Genomic DNA, 12764 nt, shown 5'->3' with positions numbered 1-12764 from the left:
CACCGGGGGGCGCCCGACGCCGCGGCGCCTCAGCGGGGTCCGTGCCCGCCGACCCGCAGCTTGGTGCACAGCCGGGCGAGCTCGGCCTGCTCGTCGTCGGTCAGCGCGCCGGTCACCCGGGTGACGATGGAGCGGGCGTGCACCCGGCCGACGGCTCGCTGCACGTGGAGCCCGCGGGGCGTCAGCGTCACCACGGTGCCGCGTCCGTCCAGGGGGTCGCGCTCGCGGGTCACCAGGTCGTCGGCCTCCATCCGCTCCACGAGCCGGCTCAGGCCCGGCTGGCTGAGCCGGGTGTTGTCGGCGAGGTCGCGCAGCCGGCTGCGCCCGTCCGTGCACCGGGTCAGCGTGTACAGGACGTCGTACTCCTGCATGGTCACCGGGGCGGCGCGGAAGTCCTCGCTGAACTCCTTCATCAGGGTCACCTGGGCGCGCAGCAGCGACTCCCAGGCGTCGACGGCGCGGTGTGCCACGGTCCCGGCTCCTCTCCCTGCCTCGCGGGGCCCGCCGCCGTCACGCGCCCTCGGGGTCCGTGACATCGGCCACCTGTGCGCCGAGCACCCGGACCAGGTCGTCGCCGTCGACGGTGGCCGCGGTGCCGTGGGCGCCCGCGCCGATGGACGCCGGACGCCCGGGCACCCGTGCGTCGGCGATCACCGGCCACGCGCGCGTCGAGCCGAACGGCGTGATCGTGCCGCGCTCGTACCCGGTGACCGACTGGGCCGTGGCGGCGTCGGGCATGGACAGGCGGCTGACGCCGAGCAGCTCGCGGAGCTTGGGCCAGGAGATGGTGCGGTCGCCGGGGACCAGCACGAGCAGGTAGTCGTCGTCCCCGCGCCGCACCACGAGGGTCTTGACGATCCCCGACGGCTCGATGCCGCGGACCTGCGCCGCCTCGGCGAGCGACCGCACCCGACCGTGCCGGGTGAGGGTGTAGGCCAGACCGGAGTGGTCCAGCGCGGCCACGGCACGACGCTCGCCCTCGGTGGTCTGCACGGCCGACGGGTTGTCGTGGCCCTCGGCGCTCGCGGGTCCGCTGGACGGGTGCTCGGTCATGGGCGTCAGCGTACGGACGCCCGTCACGTCCCGACCTCGACATGTCGCCCACGGCCTTCGCAGGTACCGTCGAGCCGCCCGGGCCCGCACAGCGGTCCTGCCCGCGGCAGCCAGCAGAACAGAGGAGCGATGGACCAGAGTGACGGGGCGGGGTCGCCTCACGGGATCACCGTCGAGCAGCGTGACGGGACCACGACGGTCATCCTGCGGGGGGAGGTCGACGCGGGCCAGCGCGAGGCGGCGAGCCAGTGCATGGTCGCGGTCCTCGAGGCCGACGGGCCGGTGGTGCTCGACACGTCGGCGGTGACGTTCATCGACTCGTCCGGTCTGGCGTTCCTCCTCCAGCTGCACGGGGTGGCGTCCGACGCCGCGCGGCCCGTCCTCCTGCGTGACCCGTCCGGCGCGGTGGTCGAGCTGCTGGCCCTGGTCGGGCTCGACACCCTCTTCCCGCGGGCGGAGCCGCAGGGCGTCTGACCGCCACGGGCGACGTCGCACGGCGACGCGCGACCACGGGGCGTCCACGGGGCGACCACGGGGCGTCCACCGGCCGACCGCCTCCCCGAGTGCGCATGTCCTCGCCTCGCGGGAGCATCGCCGCATGACCACCCCCGTACCGGTTGCCCCGCCCGAGGAGTCCACGCGGCTGCGGCGCAGCGTCACCGGCCCGCTCCTGTTCCTGTTCATCCTCGGCGACGTCCTGGGTGCCGGCGTGTACGCGCTGGTCGGGGTGATGTCCGATGCGGCCGGCGGGATGATCTGGCTGCCGCTGCTGGTGGCGCTGGGGATGGCGCTGCTGACCGCCGCCTCGTACGCCGAGCTCGTCACGAAGTACCCCCGCGCCGGCGGCTCCGCGGTGTTCGCCGAGCGCGCGTACCGCAAGCCGCTGCTGTCCTTCCTCGTGGGTTTCGCGATGCTGTCCGCCGGGGTCACCAGCGCCGCCGCGCTGTCCCTGGCGTTCGCCGGGGACTACCTCGGCCAGTTCATCGACGTCCCGCCGGTGGCTGCCGCCGTGGTGTTCCTCGCGCTCATCGGACTGCTCAACGCCCGGGGGATCAAGGAGTCGCTGCGGGCCAACATCGTGATGACGACGGTCGAGGTGTCCGGACTGCTGCTGGTCGTCGTGCTGGGTGCGGTGGTCCTGGGCCGCGGGGACGGCGACCTCGGCCGCCTGACGGAGCTGCCCGACGGCGTCGGCGTCGGCGGCGCCGTCCTGGCCGGCGCGCTGATCGCGTTCTACTCGTTCGTCGGCTTCGAGACGTCGGCGAACATCGCCGAGGAGGTCCGCGACGTGCGCCGGGTGTACCCCACGGCGCTGTTCGGGTCGCTGCTGGTCGCGGGCGTCGTCTACCTGCTCATCGCGGTGGTCGCCCCCGCCGTCGTGCCCCTGGACCAGCTCTCCGGCTCCACCGGTCCCCTCCTCGAGGTGGTCCGGGTCGCCGGGGGCGTGCCGCTGGAGCTGTTCGCGGTCGTGGCGCTCATCGCGGTGGCGAACGGTGCGCTGCTGACCATGATCATGGCGAGCCGGCTCACCTACGGCATGGCCGAGCAGGGCCTGCTGCCCGGCGGGCTCAGCCGGGTCCTGCCGGAGCGCCGGACGCCGTGGGTCGCCATCGCCGTGACCACGGCGGTCGCGATGCTCATCACGGTCACCGGGACCCTGGAGGAGCTGGCCTCCACCGTGGTCCTCCTGCTGCTGTTCGTGTTCCTCAGCACCAACGTCGCGGTGCTCGTGCTGCGCAAGGACCGGGTGGAGCACGGCCACTTCCGTGCGTGGACGCCGCTGCCGGTGCTGGCGATCGCGTCCTGCCTGGTGCTGTTCACCCAGCAGGAGGCGTCGAACTGGCTGCGGGCCGGTGTGCTGCTCGCGGTCGGTGCGGTCCTGTACGCGGTCACCCGGCTCCGCCCGGGGCGCCGGGCCGCCTGAGGTCGGCCCGCCCGGCCCGGCCCGGCCCGGCCCTGCCCTGCCCGGCCCGGCCCGCCGCGGCACGGCGGGCGGGGCGTGTCGGTGGCTCGGGTTACGGTCGCGACATGCGGCTGCTGCACACCTCCGACTGGCACCTGGGTCGCACCCTGCACGGCGTCGATCTGCTCGAGCACCAGGCCGCGTACCTCGACCACCTCGTGGACGTGGTGCGTGACCGGTCGGTCGACGCGGTGCTCGTCGCCGGTGACGTCTACGACCGCGCCGTCCCGCCCGTCGAGGCCGTCACCCTGCTGTCCGACACGCTGGCCCGGCTGGCCGAGCTGTGCACGGTCGTGGTGACGCCGGGCAACCACGACTCGGCGGCCCGCCTCGGCTTCGGCGCCGCCCTCCTGCGCGACGGCGTCCACCTGCGCACCCGCGTGGCCGACGTCGGCGCCCCCGTCCGGCTGCGCCCCCGTGCCGGGGGGGACGGCGGGAACGGCGCGGCGGCCGCGGACGTGCTCGTCTACGGACTGCCCTACCTGGACCCGGACGCGTCCCGGCGCGCGCTGTCCCCGGACGCCGAGCAGCCGCTGGCCCGCTCGCACGAGGCCGTCATGCGGGCCGCCATGGACCGCGTCCGCGCCGACGTCGCCGCGCGGCGCCGGCCGGGCTCGCCGCCGCCCCGGACGGTCGTGCTCGCCCACGCCTTCGTGCTGGGCGGTGCCGCATCGGAGTCCGAGCGCGACATCCGGGTCGGCGGCGTCGACCACGTCCCCGCGGACGTCTTCACCGGTGTCGACTACGTCGGGCTCGGCCACCTGCACGGGCCGCAGCGGGTGGCCGGCCCGCCCGGGGTGGTGCTGCGCTACTCCGGCTCCCCGCTCGCGTACTCGTTCTCCGAGCGGCACCACACCAAGTCCAGCGTCCTGGTCGACCTGGGTCCCGACGGCGTGACGGGTGAGGTCGAGCTCGTGCCGGCGCCCGTGCCGCGCCGCCTGTCGGACGTGACCGGGACGCTCGAGGAGCTCCTCGGTGCGGGCGGTGAGCCCTTCGTCGACGACTGGGTCCGGGTGGTGGTCACGGACGCCGCGCGTCCGGCCGAGCTGTTCGCCCGGGTGCGGGGGCGGTTCCGGCACGCGCTGGTCGTCCAGCACCGACCACCCGGGCTCGCCGAGCGGACCGCCGTGGCCGTCACCGCGGCTCACGACCCGCTCGAGGTCGCGGCGCAGTTCGTCGAGCACATCACCGGCGGTCCGCCGTCCGGCGACGAGGTGGGTGTGCTGCGTGCCGCGCTGGAGCACGTGACCGCGGCCGAGCGGAGCGCCTGATGCACCTGCGCACGATGACCCTGCAGGCGCTGGGACCCTTCGCCGGGACGCACACGATCGACTTCGCCGAGCTGGGTGCGTCGGGGCTGTACCTGCTCGAGGGGCCGACCGGAGCCGGCAAGTCGACCCTGATCGACGCGGTCGTGTTCGCTCTGTACGGCAAGGTGGCGGCCGCCGCGACGAGCGACGACCGGCTGCGGTCCGGCTTCGCCCGGGACGACGTCGACACGGTCGTGGACCTGGTGTTCGAGACCGGTGCCGGGGTGTACCGGGTGCGCCGCACCCCCGAGCGGCTGCGCGCGAAGAAGCGGGGCGCCGGGACCACCAGGCAGCCCGCGACCATCAAGCTGTGGCGGTTGACCGACCCGGACGATCCCGACGGCGGGGAGCTGCTGTCCACCCGGCTGGACGAGGCCGGGCCGGAGATCCAGCGCGTGATCGGGCTGGACCGGACTCAGTTCGTCCAGACGATCGTGCTCCCGCAGGGCGAGTTCGCCAGCTTCCTGCGCGCCGACCCCGAGCAGCGCCGCGGCCTGCTGCAGAAGGTCTTCGGGACCGAGGTGTACGAGCGGGTCCAGGACCGGCTGGTGGTCATGCGCCGGGAGGCGCAGGCCACGGTCGAGTCGGCGCGATCGGTCGTCGCGACGGCGGCCGCACACTTCGTCGGGGCGGCGTCGGTCACCGACGACGTCCGGTTCGCGGTCGGTCGTGCGTGGTCCGCCGCGGGTCTGCCGGAGGTCGACGCGGTCCCGGGACGGTCGGACGGCGCAGCCGGCGAGGAGACCGACCGGCTGGCCACCGCCGCCGAGCTGCGGGCGCTCGGCGACCACGCCGACCCCGACCTGCTGCCGGCCGCGCAGGCGCACGCGACGGCGCTGGCCCACGAGGCCGAGCGGGACGCCGGACGGCTCCGGGCGGCCCAGAGCGCGCTGACGTCCGCCCGGGAGGGGCTCGACGCCGAGCGTGCGCTCGCCGACTCGGTCGCGCGCCGGGACCGGCTGCGCCGGGAGCACGCCGAGCTGATCTCCGCCCGCGACGTGCAGGCCGAGGCGGTCGAGCGCCGTGACCTCGCCCGCCGAGCGGCGGTGGTGGGGTCGCTGCTCGCCGGAGCCGATGCCGCCCGGGCGGAGGCGCACGCCGCGCACGGGTCCGTCGAGCGGCTGCGCGCCGCCCACCCGGACCTGGCCGAGCTGGACGGCGAGGGCCTGGCTGCGGCGCGCGAGTCCCTCGCAGCGGAGGCGGTGCGGCTCGCCCGGCTCGGGGAGATCGAACGTGGGCTGCCCGCGCGGCGGCGGGCGCTGGCCGCACAGGAGGGCGCCCTCGCCGCCGACGTCGCCGAGCAGGCGGCCCTCACCCGGGAGCTGGGCGGGCGCCCGGCGCTGCGGACCGCCCTGGAGGAGTCCGTCGCCGACCTCGGTGCCGTCGCGGCGCAGGCCAATGCCCTGCGGGCCGAGCACGCGGCGGTGACCGGTCGGCGGGACGCGGCGGTGCGCGCCGCAGGCCTCGAGGACGAGCTGGCCACCGCCCGGACCGCGGTGACCGCCGCGGTGTCGGCGGCCCGGCGGGCGGTCGACACGGAGGCCGATCTGCGGGCCCGGCGGCTCGCCGGGATGGCCGGTGAGCTGGCCGCGTCGCTCGTCCCGGGTGACCCGTGCCCCGTGTGCGGGGGAGCCGACCACCCCCGGGTCGCCGCGCTGGCCGACGACCATCCCGATGCCGAGGCGGTCACGGCGGCCGAGCGCGCCCGCACCCGTGCCGAGACCTCGGCGGCCGACGCGGTCGCCCAGGTCACCCGGCTGTCCGAGCTGCTCGCGTCGCTGCGGGCCGTGGCCGGTGACGCCGGGCCCGACGAGCAGGACGCGCTGCTGTCCACGCTCGCGTCCCAGGTCGCGCAGTGCGACGCCGCGCAGCAGCAGCTCGTCGCCACCCGACGGCGGCTGGCGGCCCACGACGCGGAGACCGACGTGCTGCTGGACCGCGCGCGCACCCTCGACGTCGCGGTCGCGCACCGCCGGGCCACGCTCGACTCCCTGGTCACGGCCCTCGAGGCGGACGCCAAGGAGGTCGACGCGGCTCGGGCCGGCGCCGCCAGCGTGGCCGCGCGGCTGGCGGAGATCGAGGCGACGACCCGCTCGCTGACGGACCTCACGCGGGCCCAGTCCGCCGCCGTGACCGCCGACGAGGCGCTGCGCCGACGGACCGGTGAGCTCGAGCAGGGCCTGGCCGAGCACGGCTTCCCGGACGCCGACGCCGCCCGCTCGGCGCTGCTGCCGGCCGCGGACCTGCGTCGGCTCGAGGACGCGATCGGCGCCTACGCGGCGGCCCTGTCCCGGGTCGAGGCGGGGCTGGCCGAGCCGGCGGTCGCCGGGCTCGGCGAGGACGTCGTCGTCGACGTCGACGCGGCACGTCGGGCGTGCGCCGCCGCGGAGGAGCAGGCACAGGAGGCGGCCCGGCAGGCGACCCTGTCGGCGCGCTGCGCGGCCGCGGCCGCGGCGGGCGTGCGCGAGGTCGCCGCCGCGCTGACCGCGCACGGGCAGGCGCGCCGAGCCGCCGAGCCGGTCGCCCGGATGGCAGACCTCGCGTCCGCCGCGGGCGGTGACAACGCCAAGCGCCTCACCCTGGCGACGTACGTCCTGACGCGTCGATTCGAGGACGTCGTCGCGGCCGCCAACGACCGGCTCGCGGGGATGTCCGACGGGCGGTTCGAGCTGGTGCGCAGCGAGGACCGCGAGGACGTCGGCTCCCGCAAGCGGGGACTCGCGATGAAGGTCGTCGACCACCGCCTGGAGTCGGAGCGTGACCCGCGGACCCTGTCCGGCGGGGAGACCTTCTACGTCTCCCTGTGCCTGGCCTTGGGCATGGCCGACGTCGTCACCGCCGAGGCGGGCGGCATCGACCTGGGGACGCTGTTCGTCGACGAGGGGTTCGGCACGCTGGACCCCGAGACCCTCGAGGCGGTGCTCACCGAGCTCGGTCGCCTGCGGGCCGGGGGGCGCGTGGTGGGAGTCGTCTCCCACGTGGAGGCGCTCAAGCAGTCCATCGCGGACCGGATCGAGGTGCGCCGGCTGCCCGACGGCTCCAGCACGCTCACGGTGCGGGCCGGGTAGGCCCCGGCCCGCACCGTCCTCAGACCAGCCGGCGGCTGCCCGGCTGCACCACCCGCAGCCAGCGGTAGCCGTACCCCTCCATGGGCACGCGCACGGTGCCGTCGTCGTCGCACCGGACCCGCCCCTCCTGGAGCAGGTCGACGAGCTGCGTGTCGGGGCCCACGTCGTCGAGCTCCAGGGGGACGACGCACGGCTCCGACGAGAGGTTGTGCACCGCCACCAGCGAGCTGTCGTCCCAGGTGCAGCGGTGGGCGAGCACACCGTGATGCGGCTGGTCCAGCACCTCCCCGCGGGACCACCCCAGCTCCGGGCACTCGCGGTAGCGCCGCGCGAGGTGGCCGATGAAGTTCAGCAGCGAGTCGGGGTCGTTGCGCTGGCTGGCCACGTTGACGTGCTCGGGGGAGAACCCGCCGGTCACCACCGGCGCCACGAGGTCGTCGGGGTCGGCGTGCGAGAACCCCCCGTTCGCCTGGGCCGTCCACTGCATCGGGGTCCGCACCGCGAGCCGGCCGGGGATGTCGAGGTTCTCGCCCATCCCGATCTCCTCGCCGTAGAACAGCACCGGCGTGCCCGGGACGGAGAACAGCAGCGAGTACACCATGCGGATCCGGCGCGGATCCCCGTCGAGCATGGGGGGCAGGCGCCGGCGCAGGCCCCGGCCGAACAGCTGCATCGACTCCTGCGGCCCGAAGGCGTCGAAGACCTCCTGCCGCTCGGAGTCGGTGAGCTTGTCCAGGGTCAGCTCGTCGTGGTTGCGCACGAACGTGGCCCACTGCGCGTCGACGGGGATCTCGGGCCGGTCCCGCAGCGCCTGCGCCGCCGGGCGGGCGTCCTCGCGCGCCAGCGCGAGGTAGAACTGCTGCATCCCGACGAAGTCGAACATCATCGTGAGCTCGTCGCCGGCGCCGTCCCCGAAGAAGCGCATCTGCTCCTCGTAGGGGAGGTTGACCTCACCGAGCAAGATGGCGTCCCCCGACCGTCGGCCCAGGAAGGACCGCAGCGACCGCAGGAAGTCGTGCGGGTCGCCCCCCGGGTCGCCCGCCTCGCCGTCCGTCGACCCGCCGCTCGCCGCGTCGCCGCCGGCCGCGCCCTCGAGCAGGTACGGCACGGCGTCCACCCGGAAGCCCGACAGGCCCAGCTCGAGCCAGAAGCCCATCACCTTGGCGATCTCGTCGCGGACCTTGGGGTTGGCGATGTTGAGGTCCGGCTGGTGGGAGTAGAAGCGGTGCAGGTACCACTCGCCGGTGGTCTCGTCGAGCTCCCAGATGCTGTCCTCCTCGTCCGGGAACACCACCTGGTCGCTGGTGTCCGGCGGCTCGTCGGCCCGCCACACGTAGAAGTCCCGGAACGGGTTGTCCGTGGAGGACCGCGACTGCACGAACCACGGGTGCTGGTCGGAGGTGTGGTTGACCACGAGGTCCGCGATCACCCGGATCCCGCGGTCGCGGGCGGTGCGGATGAGCTCGACCAGGTCACCGTGCGACCCGAGCCGGGAGTCGACGCCGTAGAAGTCGATGATGTCGTAGCCGTCGTCGCGCTCCGCCGACGTGTAGAACGGCATCAGCCACAGGCACGTCACCCCCAGCTCGGCGAGGTGGTCCAGTCGCTGCGCGAGCCCGGGGAAGTCGCCGACGCCGTCGTCGTCCCAGTCCATGAACGTCTCGGCGTCGAGGCAGTACACGACAGCGTTCTTCCACCACAGGTCGCCGGTGTCGGTGATCTTCATCGCGCACCCGCCGTGGTGACGGTCCGCAGCTCGGGCAGCACGTGCTCGCCGAAGGCGTCCACGAACGCGTCCTGCTGCTGACCCACGTGGTGCAGGTACACCCGGTCGAACCCGACGTCGATCAGGTCGGCGAGGTACCGGGTGTGCCGGGCCAGGTCCGCGGAGACCATCACCACGCCGCGCACCATGTCCTCGGTCACGCCGTCGCCGACGACGTCGAAGTGGCCCGGGGTCGCGAGGTCCCAGCAGACCGGGGGCGGGTAGACGTTCGTGCGCCACTGGTCGTGCGCGACGGCGTACGCCTCGTCCTCGGTGGGCGCCCAGGACAGGTGGACCTGGACCGCGAGCTCCCCGCGCCCACCGGCGTCCCGGTAGGTCGCGACCATCTCGCGGAGCTTGTCCAGCGACTGGTTGGTGGTCACCAGGCCGTCCGCCCAGTCGGCGTGCGCCCGCGCGGTCGCGACCGTCACGGCGGGCCCGATCAGCAGCGGCGGCTCCTCGGGCAGCGACCACAGCCGGGCCCGGTCGACCACCACGTGGCCGCGGTGGCTGACCTCCTCCCCGGCGTGCAGCGCCCGGATGATCTCCACGCACTCGCGCAGCCGCTCGTCCCGCTCGGCCTTGGACGGCCAGCGGTCACCGGTGATGTGCTCGTTGGCGTTCTCCCCGGAGCCGAGCGCGACCCACAGCCGCCCGGGGTACATCGCGGCGAGCGTCGCGCTGGCCTGCGCCAGGACCGCTGGGTGGTACCGCTGTCCCGGTGCGCTCACGGTGCCGTAGGACAGGTCGGTGGTCGCCAGCGCCGAGCCCAGCCAGGACCAGGCGAAGCCCGAGTGGCCCTGTCGTTCGCTCCACGGGGCGATGTGGTCCGAGCACATGCCCGCGTCGAAGCCGGCGTCCTGCGCGCGTCGCACCACGCGCAGCAGCTCGGCCGGGTGGATCTGCTCATGGGAGGCGTGGATGCCGATCATGGTCATTCGACGTGTCTACCGTGACCATCGCCGATGCGCCCGGTGCAGCCGTCGACGTCGCCCGCGCCCACCTGCGCCCACCCGCGCTCGCCCGGCGCTCGCCCGGCGCTCGCCCGGCTCAGGACGCCGGGGCCGGCTCCGTCACCGCGGCCGGGGCACGCTCCGCCGGCGTCACGTCCGACGCCGCCGCGGGGGCCCGGCCGGACGCGCGCCGCCAGCCGCGGGACACCCCTACGAGCAGGACCGCGCTGGTCAGGATGCACACGGCCATCACGGTGGCCATGGCGGTGGCCGGGTCACCGCCGATCAGGCCGGTGATGGGCGCGATCGCCGCACCGGCGCCGAACTGCAGCGCACCCAGCAGCGCGGCCGCGCTGCCGGCCCGGTGCGGGTTGGCGTTCAGGGCGATCGCGGGGGCGGACGGCATCACCAGGCCGACCGTGCTGAGCGTCAGCACGAGCAGCACCAGGACCGGGACCAGTCCACCGCCGGCCAGGGTCACCGCGAGCAGCGCGAGCGACAGGACGACGCCCGCGGCGACCGCCACGGTGAGCATCTGCTCCGGGCGGAACCGCCCCACCGCCGCGCCGTACACCTGGCTCGCGATCGTGATCGCGACGGCGCCGCCCGCGAACACGTACCCGAACTGCTGGGCGTCCAGGCCGAAGCCGTCCTGGAAGACGAAGGTCGACCCGGACACGTACGTGAACAGGGCGCCCATGTAGGTCGCGGACAGCAGCGCGAGCCCGAGGAAGCCGCGGTCGGTGATGAGCTCGCGGTAGGTGCGCAGGGCGGCCGCCGTTCCGCCGGTCCGCCGGCGCTCGACCGGGAGCGTCTCGCGCAGCCGGACCGCGGCGAGCACGACGAGCAGCACGCCGGCGACGGTGAGGAAGCCGAAGATGGTGCGCCACGACCCGACCCGCAGCAGCTGGGCGCCCAGGGTCGGCGCGAGCACCGGGGCCACCCCGACGACGAGCATGAGCCGCGCCATCGCCTTGGAGACGGCGATGCCGTCGAAGCTGTCCCGCAGGATGGCCATCGACAGCACCATGCCCGCCGCGGCGCTGAACCCCTGGACCAGGCGCAGCGCGGTGAACACGGCCATGGAGTCGGCCACCATCAGTGCCGCCGACGTCACCACGTACACCGCCAGGCCGCCCAGCAGCGGACGCCGTCGGCCGAAGGTGTCCGAGAGCGACCCGATGAGCACCTGGCCGAGCGCGAGGCCGGCGAGCGAGGCGGTGAGGGTCAGCTGGACGGTGGCCGGCGTCGCGTCCAGGTCCGCCGCGATCTGCGGGAACGCCGCCAGGTAGGTGTCGAAGGTCAACGGCCCGACCGCCGTGAGCGCGGACAGCAGGAGGATGAGGCCGGCGCTGATCCGGGCGCGCGGGGCAGCGGTGGGGCGGGACCGCGAAGGCGCGGGAGCGTCAGGCATGTCGGCCGGAACGGTGCCCCGCGGCCCGCTCTTCCCGACCCGGCCACCTGTCCGCATGCTGGACCACGCGCGGGGCCGGGCGCCCGCGGCTCGGCTCACCACGACCAGCCGCGTGCCGCGAGCTCGACCTCCTCGCGGAAGCGCTCGTGACGGTCCTGCACCACCGTGGACAGCCGCCCGGGCGGCCCCTGGGTGGGCACGCCCGCCAGCCGGCACGCCTCGACGAGCATCGCGTCGTAGGCGGCCTCGGTCGCGCGCAGGTGGTGCACGCGCGCGTAGACCTCGGCGCTGCGCTCGAGCGCGCGCACCTCGTCGGCGAGGACGGCAAGTCGCATCTGGACCCGCAGCACCTCGAAAGGGTCCGGAGGCGGCGTCGGTCGCCGCAGCCGGAGAACGAGCCACCTCATCGCTGACCACCTCGTCGGCTCAGGTGCTCAGGCTAAGCCGCGCGCCTGCGCCCCGCCATGGGCCCGGCGGTACCGTTTCGGCCGCGGCGTAGAGTCCTGCCGATGGGACACCGAGCCGTCGTGGTCAGCGTGGTCGCCGTCGCGGTGCTTGCCGCGGGTGCGGTGGTCGGCGACCGGGTGGCACTGGGCGTCACCGAGCGCCGGGTCGCGGAGGCGATCGCTGACGGCGTCGAGGACGTGTCCGGGGAGCCCGACGTCGACATCGCGGGGTTCCCGTTCCTCACCCAGCTCGCCGCCGGGTCCTTCGACGACCTCACGGTGACCGCGGACGGCGCGACGCTGGACGGCGTCCCCCTCGAGGAGGTCCAGGTGCGCGCCGGCGACGTCAGCACCGCCGAGCCGTACACGGCGGGCACGGCCGAGCTCACCGGCACCCTGACCACGGCGAACCTGACCGAGCTCGTGGCCGAGTACACCGGACTGGGTGTGGTCGAGCTGGCGGTGGAGGAGGGCCTGGTCATCGCAACCACGAGCGTGCTGGGCGTGGACGTCGTCGCCGGACTCCTGCCGCGGGCGGCAGGTCGCGCGATCGAGGCCGACCTCGAGCGGCTCGACGTCGCGGGGTCGCGGGTCGAGGTGGGCGAGCTCCCCCAGCGCCTGATCGACCGGCTCGACGCCCTGAGCATCCCCGTCGACGGCCTGCCCGAGGGTGTGGAGCTGACCGACGTGACCGTCACCGCCGACGGCGTCCGGCTCGTCGCCGTCGGCACCGACGTCACCGTCCCCCAGGGCTGACGGCGCGGCGGCCGCCCGGCTCGCGCCGCCGACGGG

11 protein-coding genes are annotated in these 12764 nt (G+C 75.1%); 5 read left to right on the top strand and 6 right to left on the bottom strand.

What is annotated here, in order from left to right; genetic code table 11:
• Window positions 1–29 precede the first annotated feature (29 nt).
• Both Q0840_RS08690 and Q0840_RS08685 read right to left on the bottom strand, forming a co-directional pair.
• Window positions 30–470 (bottom strand): MarR family winged helix-turn-helix transcriptional regulator, encoded by a 441-nt coding sequence (locus tag Q0840_RS08690; protein WP_298458818.1) that lies wholly within the window; start codon window positions 468–470, stop codon window positions 30–32.
• 40 nt (window positions 471–510) lie between these two features.
• Window positions 511–1053 (bottom strand): aminoacyl-tRNA deacylase, encoded by a 543-nt coding sequence (locus tag Q0840_RS08685; RefSeq protein WP_298458815.1) that lies wholly within the window; start codon window positions 1051–1053, stop codon window positions 511–513.
• 129 nt (window positions 1054–1182) lie between these two features.
• Here Q0840_RS08685 and Q0840_RS08680 point away from each other — a divergent pair, with 129 nt between their 5' ends.
• The 4 genes from Q0840_RS08680 to Q0840_RS08665 all read left to right on the top strand — a co-directional run bounded on the left by Q0840_RS08680 (window position 1183) and on the right by Q0840_RS08665 (window position 7394).
• A complete protein-coding gene (locus Q0840_RS08680) occupies window positions 1183–1527 on the top strand; it encodes an STAS domain-containing protein (protein ID WP_298458814.1) in 345 nt (114 codons plus the stop codon).
• Between the two features lie 124 nt (window positions 1528–1651).
• Window positions 1652–2977, top strand: a complete 1326-nt coding sequence (locus Q0840_RS08675; RefSeq protein WP_298458812.1) for an APC family permease — start codon at window positions 1652–1654, stop codon at window positions 2975–2977.
• 104 nt (window positions 2978–3081) lie between these two features.
• Window positions 3082–4287 (top strand): exonuclease SbcCD subunit D, encoded by a 1206-nt coding sequence (locus Q0840_RS08670; protein WP_298458810.1) that lies wholly within the window; start codon window positions 3082–3084, stop codon window positions 4285–4287.
• Entirely contained in the window at window positions 4287–7394 is a 3108-nt protein-coding gene (locus tag Q0840_RS08665; RefSeq protein WP_298458806.1) for an SMC family ATPase, read from the top strand. Before Q0840_RS08670 ends, Q0840_RS08665 begins: the two co-directional genes overlap by 1 nt.
• 19 nt (window positions 7395–7413) lie before the next feature.
• On the opposite strand, the gene Q0840_RS08660 is transcribed toward Q0840_RS08665, so the two are convergent.
• The 4 genes from Q0840_RS08660 to Q0840_RS08645 all read right to left on the bottom strand — a co-directional run bounded on the left by Q0840_RS08660 (window position 7414) and on the right by Q0840_RS08645 (window position 11933).
• Complete coding sequence (locus Q0840_RS08660) at window positions 7414–9120, bottom strand: alpha-amylase family protein (RefSeq protein WP_298458803.1); 1707 nt, start codon at window positions 9118–9120, stop codon at window positions 7414–7416.
• The gene (locus tag Q0840_RS08655; protein WP_298458802.1) at window positions 9117–10097 is read right to left on the bottom strand and encodes a TIGR03885 family FMN-dependent LLM class oxidoreductase; all 981 of its coding nucleotides are present in this window, start codon (window positions 10095–10097) and stop codon (window positions 9117–9119) included. Before Q0840_RS08655 ends, Q0840_RS08660 begins: the two co-directional genes overlap by 4 nt.
• 112 nt (window positions 10098–10209) lie before the next feature.
• Complete coding sequence (locus Q0840_RS08650; RefSeq protein WP_298458798.1) at window positions 10210–11526, bottom strand: multidrug effflux MFS transporter; 1317 nt, start codon at window positions 11524–11526, stop codon at window positions 10210–10212.
• A gap of 95 nt (window positions 11527–11621) precedes the next feature.
• On the bottom strand, window positions 11622–11933 hold the full coding sequence (locus Q0840_RS08645) for a hypothetical protein (protein WP_298458796.1): 312 nt from the start codon (window positions 11931–11933) through the stop codon (window positions 11622–11624).
• A gap of 102 nt (window positions 11934–12035) precedes the next feature.
• On the opposite strand from Q0840_RS08645, the gene Q0840_RS08640 reads away from it, so the two are divergent.
• A complete protein-coding gene (locus Q0840_RS08640) occupies window positions 12036–12728 on the top strand; it encodes a DUF2993 domain-containing protein (RefSeq protein WP_298458794.1) in 693 nt (230 codons plus the stop codon).
• Window positions 12729–12764: the final 36 nt, after the last annotated feature.

It is taken from the genome of uncultured Cellulomonas sp., from assembly GCF_947494015.1.
Taxonomy (GTDB): Bacteria; Actinomycetota; Actinomycetes; order Actinomycetales; family Cellulomonadaceae; genus Pengzhenrongella.
The sequence above is the reverse complement of the archived record's forward strand: the minus strand, read 5'-3'. Positions and strand labels throughout refer to the sequence as shown.

Coding starts and splice junctions, on each gene's coding strand:
- Q0840_RS08685 (WP_298458815.1), bottom strand. CDS start 1,053: ATGACCGAGCACCCGTCCAGCGGACCCGCGAGCGCCGAGGGCCACGAC.
- Q0840_RS08665 (WP_298458806.1), top strand. CDS start 4,287: ATGCACCTGCGCACGATGACCCTGCAGGCGCTGGGACCCTTCGCCGGG.
- Q0840_RS08645 (WP_298458796.1), bottom strand. CDS start 11,933: ATGAGGTGGCTCGTTCTCCGGCTGCGGCGACCGACGCCGCCTCCGGAC.
- Q0840_RS08650 (WP_298458798.1), bottom strand. CDS start 11,526: ATGCCTGACGCTCCCGCGCCTTCGCGGTCCCGCCCCACCGCTGCCCCG.
- Q0840_RS08680 (WP_298458814.1), top strand. CDS start 1,183: ATGGACCAGAGTGACGGGGCGGGGTCGCCTCACGGGATCACCGTCGAG.
- Q0840_RS08670 (WP_298458810.1), top strand. CDS start 3,082: ATGCGGCTGCTGCACACCTCCGACTGGCACCTGGGTCGCACCCTGCAC.
- Q0840_RS08640 (WP_298458794.1), top strand. CDS start 12,036: ATGGGACACCGAGCCGTCGTGGTCAGCGTGGTCGCCGTCGCGGTGCTT.
- Q0840_RS08675 (WP_298458812.1), top strand. CDS start 1,652: ATGACCACCCCCGTACCGGTTGCCCCGCCCGAGGAGTCCACGCGGCTG.
- Q0840_RS08655 (WP_298458802.1), bottom strand. CDS start 10,097: ATGACCATGATCGGCATCCACGCCTCCCATGAGCAGATCCACCCGGCC.
- Q0840_RS08660 (WP_298458803.1), bottom strand. CDS start 9,120: ATGAAGATCACCGACACCGGCGACCTGTGGTGGAAGAACGCTGTCGTG.